Genomic DNA, 24,628 nt, shown 5'->3' with positions numbered 1-24,628 from the left:
CGATTTCCTGCGGCCTGATCCAAACGACAGACCCTAAGCCGTGCGCAGGAAGCGGTCGAGGACGTCGACGCCGAAGTGCAGCGCCTCGACGGGGACCCGTTCGTCGACACCGTGGAAGAGGGCCTGGTAGTCGAAGCCCTCCGGCAGCTTCAGCGGGGCGAAGCCGTAGCCGGTGATCCCGAGCCGCGAGAACTGCTTGGCGTCCGTACCGCCGGACATGCAGTACGGCACCACGTGTCCCTCCGGCGCGAACTCCTCGACGGCCGCGCGCATCCTGGCGTACGTCGGCGAGTCCACCGGCGCCTGGAGGGCGACCTCGCGGTGCTCGAACTCCCAGCTCACGTCAGGACCGGTCAGCGCGTCGACGGTGGCGCGGAACTCGTTCTCCCAGCCGGCGAGGAACCGCCCGTCGACGTACGCCACCGCCTCCCCCGGAATCACGTTGACCTTGTAACCGGCTTCCAGCATGGTCGGGTTGGCGCTGTTGCGGACGGTCGCCTCGACCAGCTTGGCCGCCGGGCCGAGCTTGCCCAGCAGTGCGTCCACGTCGTTCAGGTCGGGCTCGACGCCGTAGAGGGCGGCGAGTTCGGTGAGCGCGGCCGTCACCGTGGGGGTGAGCCGCAACGGCCACTCGTGCTCGCCGATGCGGGTGACGGCGGCGGCCAGCCGGGTCACCGCGTTCTCCCGGTTGACCTTGGAGCCGTGTCCGGCGCGTCCGCGCGCGGTCAGCTTCAGCCAGCCGGTGCCGCGTTCGCCGGCCGCGACGGGGTAGATCTCGCGCCCGGTGCCGTCGTGGAAGGTGAACGCGCCCGACTCGCTGACGCCCTCCGTGCAGCCCTCGAAGAGGTGGGGGTGGTGGTCCGCGAGGAACCCGGAACCGTCCTCGGCACTGGCCTCCTCGTCCGCCGTGAAGGCGACGACGACATCGCGCCGGGGCCGGACGCCCCGGCGGGCCCAGGACCGGACGACGGCGAGGATCATCGCGTCCATGTTCTTCATGTCGACGGCACCGCGTCCCCACACGACGCCGTCGCTCACCTCCCCGGAGAAGGGGTGCACGCGCCAGTCCGCGGGCTCGGCCGGCACCACGTCCAGGTGCCCGTGGACGAGCAGGGCGTCCGCGGAGGGGTCGGTGCCCTCGATGCGGGCGACCACGTTGGTGCGGCCCGGCGTGCGTTCGAGCAGCGTCGGCTCCAGGCCCGCCGCGGCGAGCTGTTCGGCCGCGTACTCGGCGGCGGGCCGCTCCCGGCAGTCCCCGCCGCCCCGGTTGGTCGTGTCGATCCGGATGAGGTCCGAGGTGAACCGCACGACCTCGTCCCTCGCCTGCCCGTCAGCCATACTGCTCCTCCACCGCGGCCGAGACGACCGTCGTGACCGCCTTGAACGTGCGAATGCCCTCGTACATGGTGCCGCTGGTGTAGGCGACCCTGCGCTCCCCGGTCCGCGCCACGCCCGGCACCACGGTCGCGGCCATCGCCAGGTGCTCGGCGTCGAACTCGACCTCGACGGTGAACGGTCCCGCGTCCACCGGCTCCCGGCGGACCGCCAGCCGGGCGGCCTCCTTCGCCGCGGCCCGGATGTCCGCGGCGGTCCTGGCCGGGGTGCGGCACACCGCCGCGTACCGCGACACGTGGTCCTTGACCGCGACCTTCAGCGCCTCCGGCGCGTACCCGAGCGCGTCCTCGCAGGCCACGTCGTCACCGGTGACGAGCACGACCGGCACCCCGTACTCGGCGACGACGCTCGCGTTGAGCAGCCCCTCGCCGGCCCGTACGCCGTTCAGCCACACCCCGGTGATGGAGTTGGCGAGGTAGGTGTGGGCGAGGACGCCCTCCGCGCCGGCGCCGGCGTGGTAGCCGACGAACGCGATGCCGTCGACGTCGCCGTGCTGGACGCCCTCCACCATCGACAGCGCCTTGTGCCGTCCGGTGAGCATCTGCGCCCGCTCGTCGAGGCGCTCCAGGAGCAGGTTGCGCATCGTCCAGTGCGCCTCGTTGATCAGGACCTCGTCGGCGCCGCCGTCGAAGAACCCGAGGACGGCCGCGTTGACGTCGGAGGTGAACAGCGCCCTGCACCGTTCCCACTGCGGTGTCCCCGGCAGCACGTCGGCCGGCCAGGTGACGCCGGTGGCGCCCTCCATGTCGGCGCTGATCAGGATTTTCATGCCCGCGTCCGTCCTCTCCCGGAAAACCCCCCGAGCTTAACGGCCCGCCTCGCGACGACCGCAGGAGCGCCCCCGCTCCCGCGCCCCCGGCTTTCGCGAACCGCGGCACCGGCGGTGCACCGGGGCGGTCCCGGCCCGCCCCGGCCGTGGCGTTCCGCCCGGAAAGACGGGCGCAGGGGCCGGCGGGCGCCGTCGGAGCAGGCTGCTGCGGCTTGGCCCGGACGCCCCTGAGCAGCCCGCACGGACGCCACGAGGCCCGCCCGCCGAGCGGCCGGGCCGGACGGACGGACGGGCCGCCACCACAGCGGCGGCCCGCCGCTCCGCATGGGCCGGCCGGACGACCGCGACCGCTCCCGGCGATCACGACCACCCGGTCGGCGGCCCGTTACCGGGACACGCCCCCGGCGGTGTCCGCGGGCCCGTAGGCCGCGGCGAGCAGGGTCGGCAGGTCGTCCGGTGTGACGTCGTAGGACTGGGTCCCGACGGTCGCCAGCGCGAGGTTCGCCAGGACCGAGCCCGTCCGCGCGCAGCGCACCGCGTCCAGTCCCGCGGCCAGACCGGAGAGGTAGCCCGCGCGAAAGGCGTCCCCGGCCCCGGTCGGGTCGGCGACGACCGTCGCCGGGGCCGCCGGGACGTCCACGGGCGGCTCGCCCGCCCGCTCGACACGGCTGCCCTTCTCGCCGAGCGTCGTCACCCAGGTGCCGACCCCGGCCAGGACGTCGGCGCCGGACCAGCCCGTCTTCTCGAGCAGCAGCCCGTGCTCGTACTCGTTGGTGAACAAGTGGTCGGCGCCCTGGACGAGTTCGCGGACATCGGCGCCGTCCAGGCGGGCCAGCTGCTGGGAGGGGTCGGCCAGGAAGCGGACACCGGTGGCCCGGCAGGCCCGGGTGTGCCGCAGCATCGCGGCCGGATCGTCGGCCCCGATCAGCACCAGGTCGACGCCCGCCGCCAGCACCTGCGTGAGGTCGATCGCGGAGGCCTCCGTCATCGCCCCCGGGTAGAACGACGCGAGCTGGTTGCCGTCCGGGTCGGTGGTGCACAGGAAGCGGGCGGTGTGGCGGCTGGCGGAGACGCGTACGGCGCCCGTGTCCACCCCCAGGCCGCCCAGCCGGGCCCCGTACGCGTCGAAGTCGGCGCCCACCGCCCCCACCAGCACCGGGCGGTGCCCGAGCCGGGCCAGCCCGTACGCGATGTTGGCGGCGACCCCGCCCTCCCGGATCTCCAGGGTGTCCACCAGGAACGACAGGGAGACCCGGTCCAGACGGTCGGCCAGCAGTTGGTCGGTGATCCGGGCGGGAAAGGTCATCAGATGGTCGGTGGCGATGGACCCGGTGACGGCGATCCTCATCTCACACCCCGGCCGCGGCCCGCAGCGCGGCCGCCCGGTCGGTGCGCTCCCGTGCGGAGCCGGGCCGCGCACGGCCGAGGCGACCGTACGCGGCGGTCCGCCCCCGGATCGGGCGGAGCAGGTCCGGATCGCGGATGATCGCGGCCGGACGCAGGCCGAGGACGTCGACGACGGCGGCCCGGACACGGTCCGCCGGCACGGTCTCGGTGCCGAAGGTCTCCGGGAACGGACCGATCGGCTCGGCCTTGCCGATCGCGTACGCCACCCGTACCCCGCGACGGGTCGCCGGTTTCGCGACGACCACGTTCTCGGCGGTCACGGACTGCGAGGTGAACGGTCGACGGGACATGAGGGGACGTCTCCTTGCCGACGGGCGGGGGCGGCACCGCACCGCGAGGCCGCGGTGCGGTGCCGGACGACTGCGGGGCGGGCGGTGTCAGCCCTCCGGGTGGTGGACGGCGAAGACCGTGTACGCGTGCGGGTCGGGCTTGGCCAGCGCGGCCGCGCGGTCGCGGTAGACCTGGACGTCCGGGTCGTCCATGGTGGCCTTGATGGCGCGCTTGCTCTCCCACTGCGCGTAGTAGACGAGGCGCTTGCCGTCGAGGCTGGTCATGATGTTCACCGAGATGCAGCCGGGACGGTGCCGGATGAACTTCTCGGCGCCCTCGCTGAGCACCTCGGCCAGCTCCGTCTGCTTCTCCGGCTCCACCTCGAAGACGTTGATCATCGCGAAGGTTCCGTCGTCGGTGCGGATGACGGTCTCGGACATGGTGTCTTTCCTCTCCAATGGACTTGCTTGCAGGGCTGTGGTCACCGGCGTCCCGAGACGGGCTCGGGGCGCCGGCGGGGTGGGGACTTCATGCGGGCCGGTCCGTCCACGCGCGGGCCACCTCCACCGCTTGGGCGGGGTTGAGGCGAGGGTCGCAGTGGGACGCCGGGCCACCGGTCCGGCCGGGTACGGTGTCGAGTTCCGCCGGGTCCTCCCAGACGCACTCGGCGACGTCGTACGGCGTGGTCTCCAGGTGCAGTCCGGCGGGCGTGCCGCCGGCCTCGGCGACCACCTCCAGGAAGGTGCGCACCTCCTCGATCACCGTGCGCACCGAGCGGACCTTGACGCCCGACGGTGACTTGACGGTGTTGCCGTGCATCGGGTCGCACAGCCACGCCACCGGGTGGCCGGCCTCGCGCACGGCGGCGACCAGCGGTGCCAGCGCGTCGCCGACGGCCCGGGTGCCCATCCGTGCGATCAGCGTGAGCCGTCCCGGCTCGCGGGCCGGGTCGAGGCGGGCGCACAGCGCGAGCAACTCCTCCGGCCGGGTCGTCGGACCGACCTTGCACGCGACCGGGTTGGTCACCTGGGCGAGCATCAGGACGTGCGGCCCGTCCGGGTGGCGGGTGCGCTCGCCGATCCAGGGCAGGTGCGTGGAGGCCAGCAGGATGTCCCCGGCCGCGGTCCGCCTCAGCAACGGCAGCTCGTAGTCGAAGACGAGCGCCTCGTGGCTGGTCCACACCGGCGCCCCCGTGGGCAGTGACCAGGCACTGGTGCGCTGCCTCAGGCAGGTCACGGCGCGGTGGGCCGCGTGATAGCCGTCCAGCAGCCGCCGGGCGTCGGGGCGTCGGGCCGCCCGGGTCGGCTCGGGGCTGTTGACCAGATGACCCCGGTAGACGGGGAGTTCCACCCCGTCCACGATCTCGGTGAGCGCGCTGCGCGGCTTGGCGAACTGGCCGGCGATCCGGCCGATGCGCACCACGGGCCTGCCGGTGCCGGCGGCCATCATCCCGGCCAGCGCGTCCAGCAGCCCCGCCTTGCGCAGGACCGCCGGCGGTTCGCACTCCGCCGGATCCTCGGCACAGTCGCCGGCCTGGATCACCAGGCAGTGTCCGGCGGCGGCCTCGGCGAGCAGGGTCCGCAGCAGGCGGACCTCCTCCGAGCCGGCCAGGCCGGGCAGTCGGGCCAGTTCGGCGCGCGCCGCCGCCACCTGGACGGGGTCGTCCCAGTGCGGCTGCTGTTCGGCGGTGCCGAGATCGCGCGGGAAGTCCTCGTCGAGGTCGTCGAGGGGGTGCTCCGCCGTGAGGGTGTGCGGCAGGTGTCCGGGACGGGGTGGCCCAGTCACGGTCGTCCTCCTGGGGGTCGGCGCGGATGGTGGGGCGGGCGCGGCGGTCCGGCGGGCGCCATCAGAACGGGGACTCTCCGGCGGGCAGCCGCCGCGCCATGGTCAGACCGTCCGCGACCGGCAGCATCACCAGCTGGACGCGCTCGTCCCGGCGGGCATGCTCGTTGAACTCACGGATGGCGGCCGCCTTCTCGCCGGGGAACTCGGCGATCACCTCGCCACTGAAGAGCGTGTTGTCGACGAGCAGGAGCGCGCCGGGCTTCATCCGGGGGACCAACTCCTCCCAGTAGGAGATGTAGCCGGGCTTGTCGGCGTCGATGAAGGCGAGGTCCAGGTGCGGTTCGGCGGGCAGGGCACGCAGCGTCTCCACGGCCGGGCCGAGCCGCAGCTCGATACGGTCGTCGACGCCCCCACGGGCCCAGAACTCCCGGGCCGACGAGGTCCATTCGGCGGAGACGTCGCAGGTGATCAGCGAACCGCCCGGCGGCAGTCCGCGGGCCAGGCAGAGCGAGGAGGTACCGGTGAAGGTGCCCACCTCGACGATGCGGCGGGCGCCGAGCAGCCGTACCAGGAAGGTCAGGAAGGCCCCTTCCTCGGGAGCGACGACCATGTGCGCCTGGTCGGGGACGGCCTCCCGGGTCCGCTCCGCCATGTCCAGCAGGAGCGGGTCGGGGGTCATCCGGCCGGCGGTGAGCAGGTAGTCGTGGAGGTCGGGGGTGAGCGCGATGTTCCTGAGCGTTTCGTTCCGCAGCACGGGTGACTCCCGGTGGTCGTAGGGACGGGTGCGCAGGGTGGGGACGGGCACGTGCGGGGACAGGACGCGCCTGTCTCAGACGGCCGGGCGGGGAAGGGCGGGCGGCCACCTGTCGTAGGCCCGGCGGACGGCGTCGTCCTGGCGGGGAAGGGCCGCGGTGACCTCGCGCAGATCACCGGCGCAGTGCAGTTCGAAGCGGCGCCGGCCCGCGGGCCGCGCGGGGTCGCGGACGAAGTACAGGACGGTCGAGCCGTCGGGTGTGCCCTCGTGCGGGTTGTAGCCACCGCCCTCCCACAGCAGCCCGGCCTCGGTGCGCCAGGCGCCGACGAGCCGCCGCAGCAGCGGCCCCTGCGGATGGCGGACCACGAACGCCGTGTGGTCCTCGAAGCGGTGCGCGACCTCCGACTCCTCGATCCGCCGGTCGAACGCCCGGCTGTCGCGGGGGAAGAGGAAGACCTCGACCGCGGGGTGCCTCCGTCCGTCCGGCAGATCCAGGCGCAGCCGCGTGATGTGGACCTCGCACCGGGCCGGGTCGAGGCCGTGACGTTCGCTCAGCCGTCCCCGGACCACCGTGCTCGGCACGGTCGGCAGGGGAGCCAGCCCGGCCTGCTCCAGGTCGTGCAGTCCGGCTGCGAGAGTGGTCGGGAACAGCAGCACCGCGCAGTGGTCGAACACGCAGTCACGTTCCGCGAGTGACACCGCCGCGCCCCGCGGCCGGACCGGCGCGAGGAGGGCGGACACCGGTGCCGTGGAAGCGGAGCGGGCATCCCGGATGGTCTCGTCCAGCCGGCGCAGATCAGCGCCGGAGAATGCGCCGCCCTCGCGCCGTCCAACGGGTGCCAACGCTATTTCCTCGGTTTTTCCAGAAGGACGAACGAAGGTCATCGATACCTCCTGCATCAGGGCCGACGGAATTCTGTGTCGATCTCCGGCCGCCGAGCAAGAGCAACTTTGCGAGGCGCGGGTCACCGAGGAGGGAAAAGAGCGTACGAAGATCCCGAGCACGCCTCTGAACAGGGAGAACATGGAGCTTTCGGCCTTCTCGATAGCTCTCATCGGACCAGCCGATCAACCACGCCGGCCCCCGCTCCAGCACCTACCGGAAGCGGAATTCATGATTTCTGTATTGAGATTCCTTACCGCCCGGGAAACCGTGGGTTCCCCGCACGAAGAGAATCCCGCCAGGAGACTGCGTTCGGTCCCGCCGATGGACCTCATCGGCGGGACCGAACGATGAGGACGGGCAGCCCGAAAACAGTTCCCGCGCCCGACCGGAACCGCTTCGATAAGGCTTTTTTATCCGGACGGGGCGCCGAATGGCTATCAGGATTCCTTATCGGCTGCCGCTGGACGGTCCCTGCCGCTGCCGCACAGAATCCGTGTCGCAAGGCAGTGACCGTTTCTCTGCCGCAGACGGAGGTTTCCGCGTGAACGCTCCCGCACTTCCCATGGAATCCCCGACGGCGTTCCCCACGTTCTCCGACGCGCTGGGACGTGCCGCCGCCCGCCGCACCGGGCCCGCCCTGTGGGAGGGCGGCCGATGGCGGACCTGGCAGGACTGCCTGCGCCAGGCCGAACGGACCGCCGGCGCCCTGCACCGTCGCGGGTTCACGGCCGGGGACGTACTGGCGGCCCAACTCCCCAACTCGTGGGAGCTGGTGGTGCTCCATGCCGCCACGGCCCGCCTCGGCGTCCTGCTGCTGCCGCTGCACTGCGCCTACGGCTCCCGCGAGGCACGGACCCTCATCGACCAGTCCGGCGCGATCGGCCTGGTCACCGACTCCTTCCGCCGTGGCCACGACCGCGTCGGCGAGATCCTGACCCTGCGCGAGCGGTGCGCCTCGCTGCGGCACGTGTGGGTGCGCACGACGGGGGCGCCCTTGACCGGCGTCGCGCTCCGCGCCCACACCGAGCTGTTCGACGAGGCCCCGGAGCCGTCCTCGGGGCTACCGCCGGCGCCCCGGGACCCGCACGCCCCCCTGGTGCTGCTCGCCTCCTCCGGGACGACCTCGCAGCGGCCGAAACTGTGCGTCCACAGCCACGGCGGACTGCTCGGCAACGCCGCGGCCGTCGCGGCGGACGGCGGGCTCGGCGCCGCCGACACCGTGGTCTCCGCGAGCCCTCTCAGCCACGCCTTCGGCCTGCTGTCGGTGCACCTCGCCCTGGTGACCGGTGGTGCCGTCGGACTGTTCGGCGAATGGGACGCCCGGCGTTTCACGGACACCCTGGCCGCCACGTCGGCGACCGCGGCGTTCGCGGTCCCCGCCCAGCTACGCGATCTGCTGGGCCTGCTGGCCGACGATGCCGTCGACGCCCCCGCCGGCCCGGTCCTCCCCGCCCTGCGGGAGGTTCGCACCGGCGGCGCCCCCGTGCCCCGCGAACTGGCCGACGGCGTACGGCGGACGCTGGGCGCGCGGCTCGTGGTGCAGTGGGGGATGACGGAAGTCGGCGCCGGCACCTACACCCGGCCCGACGACCCGCCCGAGGCCGCGTTCACCGTCGGCCGCCCGGCGTCCGGCGCCCAGGTCCGGGTGGTGGACGGAGACGGGGGGCCGGCTGCTCCCGGCGAGACCGGCGAACTCCAGTACCGCAGCCCCTACATGTTCAGCGCCTACTTCCGCGCCCCGGAACGGACCGCCGCGGCACTCACCCCCGACGGCTGGCTGCGCTCCGGGGACCTCGCCGCGCTCGGCCCGGACGGGTCGGTCAGCTACCGGGGCCGCTCGGACGAGCTGATCAACCGCGGCGGACTGAAGTTCAGCGCGCTGGAGGTGGAGGAGCTCCTCGACGATCTGCCGCAGCTGGCGCAGCACGCCGTGGTGGGCCGGCCCGATCCACGGCTCGGCCAGCGCTCCTGCCTGCTCGCCGCTCTCCGCGAGGGCGCGCAGCTGACCTTGGACGACGTCACCGAGCACCTCTCCCGCAAAGGGCTCGCCACCTACAAGCTTCCGGAACAGCTGGTCCTCGTCGACGGCCTCCCGACCACGGTCACCGGCAAGATCGCCCGCGCCCGCCTGAAGACGATTCCGCTGCCCCCGCTCGCCCCGCGTCCGCCCCGTCGCGCGGCGGAGCCGGTGACCGCACCGGCTGCCGGAGGGGCGACGTGATGACCGGGAGACCTGCCCCGTCGACCCGGCCGTCCGCCTCCCGGGCCCGGCCCTCAGGCCGCCAACTGCTTGCGCAGGACCGTCTGCAGTCCGACGAGGTTGGGGTTGGCGGAGTTGCGGTCCAGCCAGGTCATCGTGACCGGCGTGCGCAGATCGGCGTCGTCGACCTGGACGACCGCGACCTCGCCCCTCTCGGCCTGGGCCCGTACCGCGAGCGACGGCAGCAGCGCGCAGCCCATGCCGGCCGCCACGCAGGCCCCGAGCGTGCCGATGCTGGACACCTCCGCGACCGGCTCCTTCGCGGCGGCCCCCGTGAAGGCGTTGTCGTACATCTCCCTGAACCCGCAGCCCCGTTCGGTGGCCAGGAAGGGCTCCGCGGACAGCTCCACGAGGCCGGCCCTGCCACGGCCGGCCAGCGGATGCTCCGGCGGCACGATGACCACCAGCGGTTCCTCCGCCAGCGTCTCCGCCCGCAGACCGGCGTCCGGCGGCGGAGCGCCGAAGGTCAGGCAGACGTCCAGGTCGCCCCGGCGCACCGCCTTGTACAGCTCGCCGCGGTTGTCCTGGGTCACCCGCACACGCGCCTCCGGATACAGCGAGCGGTAGCGCGAGAGCACCCCGGGCAGCAGGTTCAGCCCCACCGTCTCCAGTGCTCCGACCGCGACCTCCGAGCCGGGCCGGGCGACCGCCCAGCGCGCCTCCTCCAGCAGTTTCAGGATGCGCTCGGTGTACTCCGACAGCGCCACTCCCTGCGGTGTCAGCCGTACCTGCCGCTGCGAGCGGTCCAGCAGCTCCACCCCCAGGTCGCGCTCCAGCGCCTGGATCTGGTCGCTGACGCTGGACTGCGCGTAGTGCAGTTCCTTCGCCGCCCGGGTGACGCTGAGCGTCCTGGCGACGGTTTCGAACGTCCGAAGATGACGTAACTCCACGACTGCGGGTCCCCCTTGGCTGAACGATCGGCTGAGCCGATGTTACCCATAGGGCATTCCCGCCGTCAGCAGCGGCAATTCGCCTTTCCGGTCGGCTTGAATGGTTTGTGCCGCCCCCCACTCCCCCTTGTGTGGAGGCGGTTTATCGAAACGGAAACGAAGGAGAAAACATGTCGACGCAGGCGGAACCACAACGGGCTTCCGTCGCACCGGCACGAACCGACAAGCCCTCCCGGACCTTGCTGATCGGCCTCTCGCTCGGCTACTTCATGGTCCTGCTGGACATGACGATCGTTTCGGTGGCGCTGCCCGCCATCTCCACTGACCTGCACGTAGGGCTCAGCGGTCTGCAGTGGGTCACCAACGGCTACACCATCACCTTCGCCGCCCTGCTGCTCACCGCCGGCTGGCTGTCCGACCGCTACGGCGGCCGCCGCGTCTTCCTGTGGGGTCTCGTGACGTTCGGGGTGCTCTCGGGCGTCTCGGCCGCCGCGACGACCCTGGAAGCCCTGGTCGTGCTGCGGCTCGCGCTCGGCGTCGCCGGCGCGTTGCTGCTGCCTGCCTCCCTCGCCGTGATCACCAACGCCTACTCCGACCCCGCCGACCGCGCCCGCGCCGTCGGCAACTGGGCGGCCATCACCGGCGCGGCGCTCGCGGCGGGCCCGCTGGTCGGCGGCGCGCTCACCGACACCGTCGGCTGGCGCGCCATCTTCCTGATCAACGTTCCGCTGGCGGTGGTCAGCCTCGTCATCACCGTCCGCCTGGCCCCGGAGACCGCGCGCAAGCAGCGCAGCGGCCTCGACGTCACCGGCCAGCTGAGCGCCGTGGTCGCCCTGGGTGCCCTGGTGTACGCCCTGATCGAGGGCCCGGACAAGGGCTGGGGCACCGGCCCGGTGGTGGGCGCCTTCGTGGTGGCGGCGCTCGCGGCCGTCGTGTTCGTCACCGCCGAGGCACGAGGCGGCGACGCGGCGATGCTGCCGCTGCGCATGTTCCGCAGCAAGGGCTTCTCCGCGGCGCTGGGCGCCGGTCTGCTCGCCAACTTCGGCCTGTCGGGCCTGCTGTTCGTGCTGTCGCTGTACTTCCAGGAGAGCCGCGGCTACTCCTCCTTCAGTGCCGGCCTGGCCTTCCTGCCGCTGACCCTGCCCACCGCCTTCAACCCCATCTACACCGGACGCCTGGTCGGCCGGATCGGCCCGCGCCGTCCCGCCACCACCGGCTTCCTCCTCATGGGCGTCGGCGCCCTGCTCCAGGCGCCGTTCACCGACGATTCCGCCCTCGCGCTGGCGGCCACCGTGGTGGGTCTGCTCGCCTTCGGCTTCGGCGTCTCCTTCGCCCTGCCCGCCCTGGTGGCCGGCATGGCGAGCTCCGTCCCGACCGAGCTGGCCGGCATCGGCGCCGGCGCGCTCAACTCCGCCCGCCAGGTCGGCGCCTCCCTCGGGGTCGCCGTCCTCGGCGTGGTCCTCGACCTGTCCTCGACCAACGCCGACGGCACGCGCTGGGCGTTGATCGTCGGCGGAGCGACCCTGCTGCTCGGGGCGCTCGTCGCCGGCACGGGACTGCGGGGGCGTTCCGCGAACTGAACGCACCCGGACCGACCCCGTCGACGTGCAGCGTCCTGCTGTCCTGCCACCATCCCAGGAGGAAGCATTGGCTACCGCATCACCGTCCGCCCGTCCCCGGGCCGGCCAGCCGGACCTGCGCGTCGACGGGGTCGACCACCTCGCCTTCGTCACGTGGAAACCACGCGCGACCGTCGAGTTCTACACGCAGGCCCTCGGCATGCCCCTGGTGCACGCGATCACCGCGACCGGCTGGGTCACCGACGACTACCCGGACTTCGTCCACTTCTTCTTCGACATGGGCGCGGGCAACCGCATCGCGTTCTTCTACTACTTCGGCCTGCCGGAGGAGGACGGCCCCAGCGACCTCATGCACCGCTCACGGCACCTCGCCTTCCACGTCGACACCGAGGAGGAGCTCCTCGCCTGGCGTGAACGTCTCAAGGCGCACGGAGTCCGGGTCACCCGCCCGCTGGCCCACGAACTCATCGAGTCGATCTACTTCGACGACCCCAACGGGATCCAGCTCGAGATCACCCGCCCGCTGCGCGAGATGTCCGGCATCGACTCGCGGGACGCGGAACTCACGGTCCGCGCGCTCGCCGACGTCGCCGAGTCCCCACGACCCACGGTCCAGGCGCTGTGGCAGCGCAAGGCGGAACTCGTGCAGAAGGACGCCCGGACGGAGGTGGCCCGGTGACCCTCGCCCTCTACGTGCTCGACGTCCCGGAGTTCGAACCCGTGGTCCGCACCGCCGAGGCCGCCGGCATGACTGTCCGCCGCACCGGTGACTACCTCGAACTGAGCACCGCCGAGGACGAGATCGTGCTGCACCGCGACCCGGACGCGATTCGCACGGCGCTGTGGCACGCCTTCCTCACCGGCGGCCTCGACGGCCGCATCGTCTCCTTCACCTCCGACACGCTCCACCTCGCCAAGGAGTCGGCATGAGCGCACGGCCCCGTTCCGGTACGACGCCCCGCCACCCGGTCCTGGTGGCGGGCGCGGGCCCGGCCGGCCTGAGCGCCGCCCTGGCCCTGCGCGCCGCCGGACTGCCCGCCGTGGTGCTGGAGCGCCGTACGGAGGAGTCGGTACGGCCCGGCAGCCGGGCCGCCTATCTGCACGGTGCCTCGCTGCGCGAGCTGGAACGGCTGAGCCCCGGCCTCGGTCACGAGATCGCCGGCCGCGGCACGATGTGGGCCACCAAGCGGTCGTACTGGGCCGGTCAGGAGGTGTACACCCGCACCTATGCGGTGCCGGCACGCGACGGGCTCCCGCCGTTCACGAGCCTGCCGCAGGTGATCACCGAAGACCTGATGGCCGCCGCGTGCCGCAAGGCCGGGGTGGAGTTCCACTGGGGCGTGGAGGTGGCGTCCGCCGAGTCCACGCCCGACGGGGTGCGGCTCACGGACTCAGGGGGCGGCGAGTGGCTCGCGGACTACGTGATAGCGGCCGACGGCTCGCGCTCGGTCCTGCGGTCCGCCATCGGCAGCCCGCTGGAGGGGCCGCGCTCGCGGAACACCTTCGTGGTGGTCGATCTCGAGGACGATCCCGACCATCCGATGCCCCACGAGCGGGTCTTCCACTACCGCCACCCCCGGGCCGGCGGACGCAACGTGCTGACCGTGCCCTTCGCGGGCGGCTGGCGGCTCGACCTGAACCTCCTGGCCCACGACGACCCGGAACGGTACGTCTCCCCGGAGGGCCTGCGCCGTTGGATCCCCCGCATCCTGCCGGAGGCGTACGGCGAGCGGGTGCGGTGGGTGTCGACGTACCGGTTCGCCCAGCAGGTCGCCGCCCGGTTCACCGACGCCCACCACCGGGTGCTGCTGACCGGTGAGGCGTCCCACCTGTTCGCGCCGTTCGGGGCCCGCGGCATGAACTCCAGCGTCCCGGACGCCGTCCGGGCGGTGGACGCGGTGGTGGAGGCCCTGCGGGCCGGCGGGGCGTCCGCCGCCGAGGCGGCGGTCGCCCGGTTCGCCGGGGAACGCAAGGAGGCGGCGGACTACAACCGCGCCTGCGCCAGTGCCGCCCTGGACCACATGCTCGCGCACCGTCCCTCGCTGTGGCTGCGTCAGCGGGCCGCGGCGGCGGTGGCCACCGCGGGGCGCCGGGCGGGCGCGTGGCTGGATTCCGCGCCCTACGGGCCGAAGCTGGCGGCGCGCGGCGCCGCCCGAAACTCGTACTGACCCGTTGCCCCCGCACCCCCTGGAACCGCCCTCGACGGCGGCGCACCGGACCGGTTCTCCCCCGGGCGGTCCGCGGACGTCGCCGTCGAGGGCCCGCTCAGGGCGGGGACAGGGGGGCGCCCTCGAGCACGGCGCGGGCCGCGGAGCGGGCGGCGTCGACGACGACGGACGGGCGCACGGTGGGCGAGAGCGCCAGGTAGACGGGCAGGGGAGCCGGCGCCGGACCGAGCGCTCCGGGCGGGGCCGGACGCAGTTCGGGGTGGTTGTGGTGGGCGTTCTCGTCCAGCGCGGTGTAGGCGAGCCCCGCCTGTACGGCCGCCCGAATCGCCAGCGGGTCGGTGCTCCAGGGAACGGAGCGCCACGTGATCCCGTGTTCGGCGAGCGTCTCGACGATCCGGATGCTCAGCGCCGATCGGTCGCCGGTCAACGCGATCGGGACACGCTCCCCGGAGGCGACGGGAGCATGACCGTACCAACCCAGGCGCAGGCGCCCCAGCATTTCGCAGCGGTCGGTCACCGTGCCCAGCAGCAGGGCCGCCTCCAGCTCTCCTCCGGCGACCTGGTCGGCGAGCGTGGCGCTGACGCCGGTGACCGTGCAGCATCGCACGTTCGGTCTTTCCGTCGCGAGTCGGGCGAGCATGGCGCGTAATCCCTCGGCGAAGTGGATCGAACAGCCCATGCGAAAGGACTCGTGGCTGCTGATCGCCGACAGTTTGTTGAGCACCTCGTTGTTGAGCAGGATGACCCTGCGCGCATGCGCCACGAGTTCACGGCCGGCCGGGGTCAGCCGTAAAGGACGCTTGGTGCGTTGAAACAAAGGCGCCTGGATGATGGATTCCAGCCGCTGCATCTGCTGGCTCACGGTCGGCTGGGTCACGTGGAGCGTCTGCGCGGCACGAGAGAAGCCGTCTTCGTTGACCACGGCCAGAAGGGTGCGCAGGAGCTTCACCTCTATGTCTCGCTGTAACACCGCATCACACCTGTTCCGAGGGGAGCGGTACCGGAGCCCCCGACAGGGCGACGTTTCCGGTGGAAAGGTTTCCGGACGTGCGGCAACACCACATGGAACCCCCGTAGCTCGCATATCCAAAAAGCATGTGGAAGCATTGATACCCGATCGCTTGGATGTTCGACGAGGGTCGGTTCGCGAAAATGGCGATAAATGCCCGCCTTGTCTGCCAAATTTTACCGGTTCTTCGACTTCGGGCACCTGGCGAAAGCGGGGATCCTGGGCAGTACCCGGCTCCTTGCCTTCGAAACGCACATATTCGGTGCGTCATTTCCGGCCACCTGGGTTTTCGCGACCCCGCCGGGAAATACCGGGAACCGGGAGCAGGGGAATATGTGGGGCCCATTACGGAGAGCCCCGGTGGGCAGGTCGAGCAGTTCGCTGCGGCCGTCGGCGTGCACCAGCGTGGGCGGGACGTGGCCCGCGTCGGCGAGGTGCGGCTCGCTCGCGATCGGGTCGTAGACGGCGTACAGGCAGGTGGTGAGGTAGGTGTCGTCGAGGCACCGGGCCAGGTCGTCGAGGGCGCGCAGGAGGCGCGCGGGCGGCAGGTCGAGGCTGCCATGGTCCGTACGGCGGTGCGCAACTGGCCATCAGGGCGGCGGAGTCGAGACCGTGGCCCATCACGTCGCCGACGACGATCGCGGTGCGGGCGCCGGGGAGTCTCACGGAGTCGAGCCAGTCACCGCCGACCCGCCCCAGCAGCGTTCCGGGCAGCTAGGGCGTGTTGCGAAAGTCCCTCCCCCAGAGGGGGTGCCCCCCAGCCCGGCGACGCCTGGCACGCTCCCCCGGAGGGGACACCCCCAGCCGCGTCGTCGGGGTCGCCCCGACACCACCAGTATCGGGGCGACCCTCCGCCTTGCGATCGCACGCACCGGACGCCGCCGGGCCCGCCCTTCGAGCCGACGACGCCACTTTCGCAACACGCCCTAGCAGGTGGCGATGTCGCAGCCCGCCATCCGCGGGGGTATGTGCGGCAGCATGCTCTCCTGGAGGGTCTCGGCGACGCTCTCCTGGTGGGTGTACATGCGCGCGTTGTCCAGCACCAGGCCCGCGCGGGCGGCGAGTTCGGCGCCGGTGACCCGGTCCATGTCGTCGAACTCGGCACGCTCGGGGTGGCGCAGCAGGACCATGAAGCCGAGGACGGCGTGGCGGGCCTTCAGCGGGACGACGAGCATCGAACGGCCCGTGATCAGGGGCCGGAGGTCGCGCTTGTCGAACTGCGAGGCGACGGCGTGGCCCATCCGTTCGCCGATGCGCGGGACGAGGACGGGTTCGCCGCTGGTCATGCACTGGAAGAACGGGGTGTGCTCCGGGAAGGGCATGGCCTCGCCGACGGGCACCACGTCGTCCCAGCGTCCGGGTTCGTCGGTGTGCTCCAGGGCGACCCGGTGCCACATGGTCGTGGCGTCCGGCACGCCGTCGGGGAACTCCTCTCCGGCGAGGACCTGTTCGCGCAGATAGGTGCAGGCCACGTCACTGAAGCGCGGTACGACGGCCCTGCTGACCTCGCCGATGGTGCGGGACAGGTCGAGGGAGGTGCCGATCCTGCCGCTGACCTCGTTGAGGAACTCCAGGCGCTCGCGGACGGCGGCGTGCTCGATGTCCTCGCCCTCGTCGTCCGGGTCCTCGGGCACGGGCCGGCCGGCGGCCGCGGCGCGGGCGGCCCGCTCGCGGCGGGCCCTGCGCTCGACACGCCGCGCGACCCCCCAGTCGGGGGTGACGGGCACCCGGTCGTTCTGGCTGAACTCCAGGATCGGATAGCCCAGTTCGAGGACCTGGGCGACGATGCGGTCGCTGTCCTCGACGCTCATGTTCGGCAGGATCTCGGGGAGCCCGCGGGCGAGGTCCTCGGCGCCGGGGAAGTCGGTGTGCAGGGCGAAGCCGGGCGCGATGCGCTCGACGCGCGGGCCGTCGTCCCGGCCGGGCCGGCGCAGGCCCTCGGCGTCGGCGGCCAGCACCAGCAGCCGCTCGCCGCCCGGCCCGACGAGGGGGTACGCCCACCACAGCACGTCGACGCGCTTCCTCTCCCACCCCGCGGGCCGGGGTTCCGCCCCGGGCCGCTCGGGCACGGTCAGCCGGGCCCGCCCGGCGGCGGGGTGGGCCGGCCCGCGGTCGAGGGAGTCCCCGGGCCCGGGTCCGAAGCCGTCGTGGGGCGCGTGGTCGTCGTACGGCGGGTGGTCGTCGATGTCGGGGAGGGCGCCCGAGACGGGCAGCAGGTCGATGGCGGGCTCGCCGACCGCCTCTTCCCTGGGGACGCCGAACAGCCGGCGGGCGCCGCTGCTCCAGTGCGAGACGAGGCCGGCGCCGTCGACGACGACCACGGCGAGCGGGACGCGCCCGGTCTCCGTGAGCCCGGTGTCCGCGGACTCGGTCTCCGCGGGCCCGGGTGGCGCACCGTCGCCCGTCCCGCGGCGGGGAGGTGCGTCCCTCTCGGTGCCACGGTCCATGGCCCAGAACCTCTCTCCCCAGAGCTGCACATGATCTCCCCGCAGCGCCCACCGTACGGCGCGCGCCGTACGGGATGTGCGGCAATTCTGGAATTGGTTTCACCGGGGAAGCGCTGGGTAACGGGCTTCCCCGGATCCGCTCAGTCCTCGTGGCCCAGTTGCAGATCACGCTCCGTGCGGCCGCCGCCGGCCACCTGCAGCACGGTGGCGACCGGCGGGTAACCCGCGGCGATGACGGTGTACTCGCCGGAGGACAGGTCGACGAAGCGGAAGGTGCCGTCCGGGCCCGTGGTGAGGGTGTCCACCACGTTGCCCGCGGCGTCCAGGAGCGTCACGCGCGCGTCCTCGACCGGCCGCCCGGCGGTGGCCCGGACCGTGCCGCGCAACACGGCGCCGCCGGCGAGTTCGACGTCCTGACGGGTCTCCCGCGAGGCCTGCACGGTGACCGGCAGCGCGGCGGGGCGGAAGGCGGGGGCACTGGCGGCGAGGGTGTACTCGCCGGCCACCAGCTCGGTGATGACGTACCCGCCCTCGCGCCCGCTGCGGGTGCTTGCGACGACCTCGCCGTGGACGTTGGTGAGGGTGACGGCGGCGTCCCGCACGGGCGTGCCGTCGGCGGTGACGACGGCGCCGGCGAGGCGTCCGGCCCCGCCGAGGACGACGTCCAGCTCGACGGGGCGCTCACCGACGGTCACGGAGACCGCCTGCGGCTGGTGTCCGCCGGCGGCGGCGATCAGGACGTACGACCCTGCGCCGGGCGTGGCCAGCGCGTACCGTCCGTCCTCACCGCTGGCGCCGCGCCCGATCTGCTGTCCGGCCACGTCGATGAGGGTGAGGGCGGCGCGCGGCACGGCGGTTCCGTCGGGGTGCTGCACCGTGCCGCAGACGGGGACTCCCGCGGTGTACGCGGCACGGGCCTGCGGGACGGTGACGGTCACGGGCTCGGGTCCCGTTTCGGTGGCGTGGTGGGACACCAGCGGTTTCTCCTTGAGGAAGAAGGCGAGGACGAGGCCGAGGACGAGCACCGGTACCAGGTACAGGAAGATCCTCGGCATGGCGTCGGCGTAGGCGCCGGTGTAGGCGTCGCGCAGCGCCGGGGGCAGGGTGCGGACGAGCTGCGGGGTGATCGACTCGGGGTCGGGGAGGTCCGCGCCGGCGTCCGCGCCGGCGGGGAGGCGCTCGCGCAGGGAGTCGGCGAGCCGGTCCGCGAAGAGGGTGCCGAAGACGGCGGCGCCGACGCTGCCGCCGATCTGGCGGAAGTAGTTGTGGGCGCTGGTGGCGGCGCCCAGGTCGGCGGGGCGCACGGAGTTCTGCACGGCGAGGACGAGGACGGGCATCACCAGCCCGATGCCGGCGCCGAGGACCGCCATCCAGAGGCTGTAGTGCGGCCGGGGCGTGTCGGCTTCCAGCCGGGACAGCAGCCACATGCCGAGCACGGCGAGGGCGCCGCCGAGGACGGGGTACGTCCGGTAGCGGCCGGTGTGGGTGATGAGCTGCCCGGAGACCACCGAGGTGACGACGATGCCGCCCATCATGGGCAGCATGAGCAGCCCGGACTCGGTGGCGGAGGCGCCGTCGACCATCTGGAGGAAGGTCGGCAGATAGCTGGCGGCGCCGAACAGGGCGACGCCGGTCACCAGTCCCACGAGGCTGGTCAGCGTGAAGACGGAGTCGCGGAACAGCCGCAGCGGGATGAGGGGTTCGGCGGCGAAGCGCTCGGCGACCAGGAAGAGGACGGTGGCCAGGACCGCGCCCGCGCCGAGGGAGACGATGGTGCGCGAGTCCCAGGCGTGCTCGGTGCCGCCCCAGCTGGTCAGCAGGACCAGGCAGGTGGAGGCGGCGGCGAGCAGCAGGGTGCCGAGCACGTCGAAGCGGGGCCTGGTGCGCGGCTTGGGCAGCTTGAGGACGACGGTGACGACGGCGAGGGTGAGCAGCCCGAAGGGGACGTTGACGTAGAAGCACCAGCGCCAGGACAGGTGGTCGGTGAAGTAGCCCCCGAGCAGCGGTCCCGCGACGGAGGCGAGGCCGAAGGCGGCGCCGATGAGGCCCATGAAGCGGGCGCGCTGCCGGGGCGGCACGATGTCCGCGATGATCGCCTGCACACCGATCATGAGGCCGCCGGCGCCGACGCCCTGCACGGCGCGGAAGGCGATGAGCTGGTCCATGGTCCGCGCCCGTCCGGCCAGCGCGGAGCCGACGACGAAGACGACGATCGCGAACTGGAAGACGCCCTTGCGGCCGAGGAGGTCGCCGAGCTTGCCGTAGACCGGCAGCCCGACGGTGGCGGTGAGCAGGTAGGCGGTGATCGCCCAGGACATCTTGTCCAGGCCGTGCAGTTCGCCGACGATCTTCGGGAGCGCGGTGGCGACGATCATCTGCTCCAGCGCCGCGAGGAGCAGCGCGAGCATGAGCGCGAGGAAGACCAGCCGCACCTGACGGGGGCTCGGTCCGGCGGGCCGGGCGGCCGCGGGGGCGGCGGGCGGCGGGGGTGCCGTCGCCGGCGCGCTCCGCGCTCCGTCGTGCAGGTCCTCCTGCACCAGAGTGGTCCCGCCCACCTGCCGCTCCCCTCGTCGCACCTGCCGCACCAGTCCCGCGCGAAGCGACAACTCCGAGCAGGTGCGACGAGTCACGGCACCGACCCGGTCCGAAGGGAGAACCACCCGAACCGGTGAGGTGGGGCGACGGTCAGGGGCCGCCGGGCCCTCGGCCTCCGCCGGGCCCTCGACCTCCGGCGAGCCGCCCGTCGACGACGAGCCGCCCGCCGGCCGTGTGCTACTTCTCGACCTCGACGGCGAGGTTGGCGAGGATCGCGTCGTAGATCCGGCCGAGGCCCTTGGGGGCGAAGGTCCTCTCGAAGAAGCCGCCGACGCCGCCCGCGCCGGTCCAGGTCGTGGTCACGACGACGCGGGACCTGCCCTCCCCGGCCGGGGTGACCCGCCAGACGGTGACCATGGAGGAGTTGCGGTCCTTCTCGACCAGCTCGCCGTCGGTGGGTTCGGTGACCTCCAGGAGGCAGTCGCGGACGCGCTTGCTGGTGGCCTGGAGCTTCCAGTGGACGAGGGTGCCCTCCCCGTCGCCGCCCTCGCGCACCTCGTACTCGCTGAACTGCCCGGGCAGCAGCTTCGCGCGCGTGCCGCTGTAGTCGGCGATCGCGTCGAACACCGTGTCCGGGGCCGCCGCGACGACCCGCTCGGTGGTGGCCTCGACCTGCGCCATGGGGTTCCTCCAGGTCCTTGTTGCTCGGTGGTTCCTCGGATCGGGGCAAGCCAACCACCCCGGTCCCCGGCCACCCAAATCGGGGTTGCGGAAGCGGTCGCGGGCCGGTCGGAAAGCACTCTCGCACGATCACGGGAACAAGTGTTCCATTGTGGGCCCAGTGCTACCGAGGAGGCCTCACGCGCCGGGAGAACCTCACCGTGCGACCCGCCGCGGAACCCGCCGGACGGCCCGCTCCGAGCGCGTTCGTGGGCAACCGGCGGCCCAATCGGGTCAAGTATCGGCGGAACAGGTTCTTCCGGGCCCCGACGCCGGGACGATCCGCCGGGGACCGTGATCCACGCGGTCCGTCGACCTCCGTCCCGGAAGGACCCCATGAGGAAACGCGCAGCAGCGTTGTGCGGTGCCGCCGCCGTCGTGGCCGGGGCGTTGACCGCCGCGCCCGCCGCCGCCGGTCCGTCGTCCGCCGCGAAGGCCGCGCCGGCGGCCGGACCCGCCTGGAAGGAGTGCGGCACCACCGACCACCCGACGCTCCAGTGCGCGTCCCTGAAGGTGCCGCTCGACCACGCCGACCCGGGCGGGGAGCGGATCACGCTCGCGCTGTCCCGGGTGCCGCACACCGCCGGGACGTACCAGGGACCGCTGCTCGTCAACCCGGGCGGCCCCGGGGGCAGCGGGCTGACGCTCGCCGGATTCGTCGCGTCGTCGCTGCCGAAGAAGGTGGCCGCGCAGTACGACGTCATCGGCTTCGACCCGCGCGGGGTGGGCAGGAGCACGCCGGCCCTGAACTGCCGGCCGGACCACTTCGCCCCGGTGCGCCCCGACTCCGTCCCCTCCGGCGCGGGGATCGAACGCGCCAACCTCGCGCGGGTGAGGGCCTTCGCCGAGGACTGCGGGAAGAAGTACGCGCGCGTGCTGCCGCACATCGACACCCTGAGCGCGGCCCGGGACATGGACGCGATCCGCCGGGCCCTCGGCGCGCCGCGGCTGAACTACTTCGGTTACTCGTACGGCACCTACCTCGGGGCGGTCTACGCCAAGCTGTACCCGCAGCGGGTGCGGCGCCTGGTCCTCGACTCGGTCGTCGACCCCGCCGGCGTCTGGTACGACAACAACCTCGCTCAGGACCAGGCCTTCGACGACCGCCACCGCGCCCTGATGGCGTGGATCGCGCGGCACGACGCCGCCTACCGGCTCGGCACCGACCCGGAGCGCGTCGAGGCGAAGTGGTACGCCGTGCGGGCCGCGCTGGCACGGAAGCCGGCGGGCGGCAAGGTGGGGGCCTCCGAGCTGGAGGACACCTTCCTACCGGGCGGCTACTACAACGGATACTGGCCGTACCTGGCCGACGCGTTCGCCGCGTACGTCAACGACCGCGACGCCGAACCGCTGGTCGAGGCGTACGAGGACTTCGGCGCGGTCGACGCCGCCGGGGGCAACGGCTACAGCGTCTACACGGCGGTGCAGTGCCGCGACGCGCGCTGGCCGCGCGACTGGGACCGGTGGCGCTCCGACAACTGGGCGGTCCACCGGAAGGCGCCGTTCATGACCTGGAGCAACGCCTGGTACAACGCGCCGTGCGCGTTCTGGCCGACCCGCTCGCGGGGCCCGGTGGACGTCGCGAACGGCAGGCTGTCGCCGGCGCTGCTGTTCCAGGCGACGGACGACGCGGCCACCCCTTACCGGGGCGGCGTGGTGATGCACGACCTGCTCGGCGGCTCCAGCCTCGTCGTCGAGGAGGGCGGCGGCAACCACGGCATCACGCTGAGCGGGAACACCTGCCTGGACGAGCACCTGGCGGCCTACCTGGCCGACGGCACGGTGCCGCGCGGGGCCGGCCGGGCCGACGCGGTGTGCGAGGCGCTGCCCGACCCCGAGCCGCTGAGCGCGAAGGTCGGCTCGGGCACGGCGCACGGTACGACGCTGCACAGGCTGCTGGGCTTCCGCGGCTGACGCCCCGTCGGCCGGACCCCGTCGGGGGCGTCGTCACACCCGTGGTCCACCATGGACGCATGAGTGGACCGACCAGGATTCCCGCCCCCGACGGCGTCGCCCCCGCCTCGCAGTACACGCACGTCGTGCTGGGCACCGGGCGTTTCGTGGCCGTCTCCGGTCAGCTCCCCCTGGACGAGGACGGCCGTCCGGTCGGCGAGGGCGACCCGCGCGCCCAGGCCGGCCAGGTCTTCGAGAACCTGCGGCGCTGCCTGGCCGCCGCCGGGGCGACCTTCGACGACGTCGTCAAACTCACCTACTTCGTCACGGACATGGCGTACATGCCGGCGATCCGCGAGGCCCGCGCCGCGCACATGTCCGACGACCGGCTGCCGGCCGCCTCGGCCGTGCAGGTGGCCGCGCTGGTCCGGCCGGAGTTCCTGATGGAGATCGAGGCGTTCGCGGTGATCGACGCGTGACGGCGCCGCGGGTGCGCGAGATGACCCTCGCCGACTGCGACCGCGTCGCGGAGATCCGCGTCCGCGGCTGGCAGAGCGCCTACCGGGGCCTGATGCCGCAGTCCCACCTCGACGCCCTCAGCGTGCGCGAGGACGCCGAGCGGCGCCGCGACCGGTTCACCCGCGGCGACGGCGGCGTGGTGAACCTGGTCGCGGAGCGGGCCGGCGAGGTGGTGGGCTGGGCCGCGTACGGCCCCTACCGCGAGGGCGAAGCGCGCACCGGGGAGGCCGAGTTGTACGCGATCTACGTCGACCCGGCCCGCGTCGGCGGCGGCATCGGCGGGGCGCTCCTGGCCGAGTCGGTACGGCGGAGCACGGCCGCCGGCCGGCGCCGCATGCACCTGTGGGTGCTCAGGGACAACACCCCGGCCCGCCGCTTCTACGAGCGGGCGGGCTTTTGGGCGGACGGCGCGGAGGAACCCTTCGAGGTCGCCGGCGCGCGGGTACCGGAGGTCCGCTACACCCGCCTCCTGACGGCCTGACGGTTCGACAGACCTCCGGGCCGACAGACCTCCGGGTCGACGAACCGGCGGGCCTGACGGGCCTGACGGGCCGACAGACCGCCGGCCGCGCCGCCCGCGCCGCCCCACCGGCCGCGCCGCCCCGCCGGCCGGCAGCCTCACCGACCGGCGCCCCGTCCGGCTCCGCCCCACCCCGTCCCGCCGCCCCGGTGAGCTGCCGGACCGCCTCCGCGCCCCCGCCCCGCGCCCGGTGCCCCGGCACCCGGCCGGCACCCCTGCGCTCACCGCTGCCGGGGGATACGGGCCAGCGCGCGCACCGCCGCCTCCGCGAGGAGGGGGTGGGCGAGGGCGTCGTCGAGCACGGGACGGGCGCGGGCGTCGCCCAGAGCGCCGAGGCCGTCCACGCAGGCGAGGGCGACCCGCCGGTACGGGTCGTGCGGGTGCAGCCGCCGCCGCAGCGTGGTGATCAGCGCGGGCACCGCCTCGGGCGCGCGCAGTTCCACCAGGAGCCGGACGGGATGCAGCGCGTAGGCGACGCGCAGTTCGTTGGTCGCCAGGGCGGCCGCCGCCCGCGCCGTCCGCGGGTCGCCCAGGCGCGCCAGGGCGTGGGCGGCGGAGGCGCAGCGGGGCGGGTCGCGGTGGTTCAGGAGGAGGACGAGGGTCTCGAAGGCGCGCCGGTCCCCGGCCAGTCCGAGGCGGAAGGCGGCCAGCTCCCTCGCCCACAGGGGCCGCCCGGCGGCGGTGAGCACGTCCGCGAGCGCGTCGTGGTCCCCGGTCGCCGCCAGCTCCTCGAAGGCGGCGGTCCCTCCCGACTCCTGCCGTAAGCGCTCCGTGAGCGATCGCAACTCCTCGTCCATGGGGGCGAGCCTAGAACGGTGGCG

General features: G+C 73.3%; 20 protein-coding genes and 3 pseudogenes. 8 read left to right on the top strand and 15 right to left on the bottom strand.

Annotated features, from left to right (window positions below):
- Positions 1–33: 33 nt before the first annotated feature.
- The 8 genes and pseudogenes from ACZ5FU_RS07690 to ACZ5FU_RS07655 all read right to left on the bottom strand — a co-directional run bounded on the left by ACZ5FU_RS07690 (position 34) and on the right by ACZ5FU_RS07655 (position 7,223).
- Positions 34–1,338: a M20/M25/M40 family metallo-hydrolase gene (locus ACZ5FU_RS07690; RefSeq protein WP_451527276.1), complete on the bottom strand. Its 1,305-nt coding sequence runs from the start codon at positions 1,336–1,338 to the stop codon at positions 34–36.
- Positions 1,331–2,164 carry a M55 family metallopeptidase gene (locus tag ACZ5FU_RS07685; protein WP_451776767.1) on the bottom strand — a complete coding sequence of 278 codons (834 nt, stop codon included), beginning with the start codon at positions 2,162–2,164 and terminating at the stop codon, positions 1,331–1,333. Before ACZ5FU_RS07685 ends, ACZ5FU_RS07690 begins: the two co-directional genes overlap by 8 nt.
- Before the next feature lie 385 nt (positions 2,165–2,549).
- Entirely contained in the window at positions 2,550–3,512 is a 963-nt protein-coding gene (locus tag ACZ5FU_RS07680; RefSeq protein WP_451527274.1) for a carbohydrate kinase family protein, read from the bottom strand.
- A gap of 1 nt (position 3,513) precedes the next feature.
- A pseudogene (locus ACZ5FU_RS07675) lies at positions 3,514–3,825 on the bottom strand (methionine adenosyltransferase domain-containing protein); the annotation flags it as partial.
- A 123-nt stretch (positions 3,826–3,948) separates the two neighbouring features.
- Positions 3,949–4,281, bottom strand: a complete 333-nt coding sequence (locus tag ACZ5FU_RS07670; protein ID WP_401468430.1) for an antibiotic biosynthesis monooxygenase family protein — start codon at positions 4,279–4,281, stop codon at positions 3,949–3,951.
- Positions 4,282–4,369: 88 nt separating this feature from the next.
- Positions 4,370–5,626, bottom strand: a complete 1,257-nt coding sequence (locus ACZ5FU_RS07665) for a 3-deoxy-7-phosphoheptulonate synthase (RefSeq protein WP_451527273.1) — start codon at positions 5,624–5,626, stop codon at positions 4,370–4,372.
- A gap of 61 nt (positions 5,627–5,687) precedes the next feature.
- Complete coding sequence (locus ACZ5FU_RS07660; protein ID WP_451527349.1) at positions 5,688–6,380, bottom strand: O-methyltransferase; 693 nt, start codon at positions 6,378–6,380, stop codon at positions 5,688–5,690.
- Between the two features lie 75 nt (positions 6,381–6,455).
- Positions 6,456–7,223: a hypothetical protein gene (locus ACZ5FU_RS07655; RefSeq protein ID WP_451527272.1), complete on the bottom strand. Its 768-nt coding sequence runs from the start codon at positions 7,221–7,223 to the stop codon at positions 6,456–6,458.
- Between the two features lie 584 nt (positions 7,224–7,807).
- On the opposite strand from ACZ5FU_RS07655, the gene ACZ5FU_RS07650 reads away from it, so the two are divergent.
- Positions 7,808–9,487 (top strand): class I adenylate-forming enzyme family protein, encoded by a 1,680-nt coding sequence (locus ACZ5FU_RS07650; protein ID WP_451527271.1) that lies wholly within the window; start codon positions 7,808–7,810, stop codon positions 9,485–9,487.
- 53 nt (positions 9,488–9,540) lie between these two features.
- Here the strand turns inward: ACZ5FU_RS07650 and ACZ5FU_RS07645 are convergent, their stop codons facing one another.
- A complete protein-coding gene (locus ACZ5FU_RS07645; RefSeq protein WP_451527270.1) occupies positions 9,541–10,416 on the bottom strand; it encodes a LysR family transcriptional regulator in 876 nt (291 codons plus the stop codon).
- A 170-nt stretch (positions 10,417–10,586) separates the two neighbouring features.
- Between ACZ5FU_RS07645 and ACZ5FU_RS07640 the strand changes: the two genes are divergently transcribed.
- The 4 genes from ACZ5FU_RS07640 (at position 10,587) to ACZ5FU_RS07625 (ending at position 14,164) form a co-directional block, all read left to right on the top strand.
- Positions 10,587–11,996, top strand: coding sequence for an MFS transporter (locus ACZ5FU_RS07640; protein WP_451527269.1), 1,410 nt, complete (start codon positions 10,587–10,589; stop codon positions 11,994–11,996).
- A 67-nt stretch (positions 11,997–12,063) separates the two neighbouring features.
- Positions 12,064–12,675 (top strand): VOC family protein, encoded by a 612-nt coding sequence (locus ACZ5FU_RS07635; RefSeq protein WP_451527268.1) that lies wholly within the window; start codon positions 12,064–12,066, stop codon positions 12,673–12,675.
- Positions 12,672–12,926, top strand: a complete 255-nt coding sequence (locus ACZ5FU_RS07630) for a VOC family protein (protein ID WP_451527267.1) — start codon at positions 12,672–12,674, stop codon at positions 12,924–12,926. Before ACZ5FU_RS07635 ends, ACZ5FU_RS07630 begins: the two co-directional genes overlap by 4 nt.
- Positions 12,923–14,164 carry an FAD-dependent monooxygenase gene (locus tag ACZ5FU_RS07625; RefSeq protein ID WP_468644281.1) on the top strand — a complete coding sequence of 414 codons (1,242 nt, stop codon included), beginning with the start codon at positions 12,923–12,925 and terminating at the stop codon, positions 14,162–14,164. The genes ACZ5FU_RS07630 and ACZ5FU_RS07625 overlap by 4 nt, the downstream gene beginning before the upstream one ends.
- A 97-nt stretch (positions 14,165–14,261) precedes the next feature.
- Here ACZ5FU_RS07625 and ACZ5FU_RS07620 read toward each other — a convergent pair whose 3' ends face one another.
- The 5 genes and pseudogenes from ACZ5FU_RS07620 to ACZ5FU_RS07600 form a co-directional block, all read right to left on the bottom strand.
- A complete protein-coding gene (locus ACZ5FU_RS07620) occupies positions 14,262–15,134 on the bottom strand; it encodes a LysR family transcriptional regulator (RefSeq protein ID WP_468644279.1) in 873 nt (290 codons plus the stop codon).
- Between the two features lie 338 nt (positions 15,135–15,472).
- Positions 15,473–15,901, bottom strand: a pseudogene (locus tag ACZ5FU_RS07615) (PP2C family protein-serine/threonine phosphatase); the annotation flags it as partial.
- Between the two features lie 210 nt (positions 15,902–16,111).
- A pseudogene (locus ACZ5FU_RS07610) lies at positions 16,112–17,620 on the bottom strand (GAF domain-containing protein); the annotation flags it as partial.
- 140 nt (positions 17,621–17,760) lie between these two features.
- Positions 17,761–20,175, bottom strand: coding sequence for an MFS transporter (locus ACZ5FU_RS07605; RefSeq protein ID WP_451527264.1), 2,415 nt, complete (start codon positions 20,173–20,175; stop codon positions 17,761–17,763).
- A gap of 217 nt (positions 20,176–20,392) precedes the next feature.
- On the bottom strand, positions 20,393–20,836 hold the full coding sequence (locus tag ACZ5FU_RS07600; RefSeq protein ID WP_451527263.1) for an SRPBCC family protein: 444 nt from the start codon (positions 20,834–20,836) through the stop codon (positions 20,393–20,395).
- Between the two features lie 375 nt (positions 20,837–21,211).
- Between ACZ5FU_RS07600 and ACZ5FU_RS07595 the strand changes: the two genes are divergently transcribed.
- Genes ACZ5FU_RS07595 through ACZ5FU_RS07585 form a run of 3 tightly spaced genes read left to right on the top strand, consistent with a single transcriptional unit; the run spans position 21,212 to position 23,768 of the window.
- On the top strand, positions 21,212–22,789 hold the full coding sequence (locus tag ACZ5FU_RS07595; protein WP_468834438.1) for an alpha/beta hydrolase: 1,578 nt from the start codon (positions 21,212–21,214) through the stop codon (positions 22,787–22,789).
- Positions 22,790–22,848: 59 nt separating this feature from the next.
- Positions 22,849–23,247 (top strand): RidA family protein, encoded by a 399-nt coding sequence (locus ACZ5FU_RS07590; RefSeq protein ID WP_468834440.1) that lies wholly within the window; start codon positions 22,849–22,851, stop codon positions 23,245–23,247.
- On the top strand, positions 23,244–23,768 hold the full coding sequence (locus ACZ5FU_RS07585; protein ID WP_451527260.1) for a GNAT family N-acetyltransferase: 525 nt from the start codon (positions 23,244–23,246) through the stop codon (positions 23,766–23,768). Before ACZ5FU_RS07590 ends, ACZ5FU_RS07585 begins: the two co-directional genes overlap by 4 nt.
- A gap of 260 nt (positions 23,769–24,028) precedes the next feature.
- On the opposite strand, the gene ACZ5FU_RS07580 is transcribed toward ACZ5FU_RS07585, so the two are convergent.
- The gene (locus tag ACZ5FU_RS07580) at positions 24,029–24,604 is read right to left on the bottom strand and encodes an adenylosuccinate lyase (protein WP_451527259.1); all 576 of its coding nucleotides are present in this window, start codon (positions 24,602–24,604) and stop codon (positions 24,029–24,031) included.
- Positions 24,605–24,628 lie beyond the last annotated feature (24 nt).

The sequence above is a fragment of the Streptomyces sp. NPDC031554 genome (genome assembly GCF_055580685.1).
Note: the sequence above shows the minus strand (reverse complement) of the source record. Positions and strands in the feature narration are given on the sequence as shown.

Coding starts and splice junctions, on each gene's coding strand:
- ACZ5FU_RS07690 (WP_451527276.1), bottom strand. CDS start 1,338: ATGGCTGACGGGCAGGCGAGGGACGAGGTCGTGCGGTTCACCTCGGAC.
- ACZ5FU_RS07685 (WP_451776767.1), bottom strand. CDS start 2,164: ATGAAAATCCTGATCAGCGCCGACATGGAGGGCGCCACCGGCGTCACC.
- ACZ5FU_RS07680 (WP_451527274.1), bottom strand. CDS start 3,512: ATGAGGATCGCCGTCACCGGGTCCATCGCCACCGACCATCTGATGACC.
- ACZ5FU_RS07670 (WP_401468430.1), bottom strand. CDS start 4,281: ATGTCCGAGACCGTCATCCGCACCGACGACGGAACCTTCGCGATGATC.
- ACZ5FU_RS07640 (WP_451527269.1), top strand. CDS start 10,587: ATGTCGACGCAGGCGGAACCACAACGGGCTTCCGTCGCACCGGCACGA.
- ACZ5FU_RS07625 (WP_468644281.1), top strand. CDS start 12,923: ATGAGCGCACGGCCCCGTTCCGGTACGACGCCCCGCCACCCGGTCCTG.
- ACZ5FU_RS07600 (WP_451527263.1), bottom strand. CDS start 20,836: ATGGCGCAGGTCGAGGCCACCACCGAGCGGGTCGTCGCGGCGGCCCCG.
- ACZ5FU_RS07595 (WP_468834438.1), top strand. CDS start 21,212: ATGAGGAAACGCGCAGCAGCGTTGTGCGGTGCCGCCGCCGTCGTGGCC.
- ACZ5FU_RS07590 (WP_468834440.1), top strand. CDS start 22,849: ATGAGTGGACCGACCAGGATTCCCGCCCCCGACGGCGTCGCCCCCGCC.
- ACZ5FU_RS07580 (WP_451527259.1), bottom strand. CDS start 24,604: ATGGACGAGGAGTTGCGATCGCTCACGGAGCGCTTACGGCAGGAGTCG.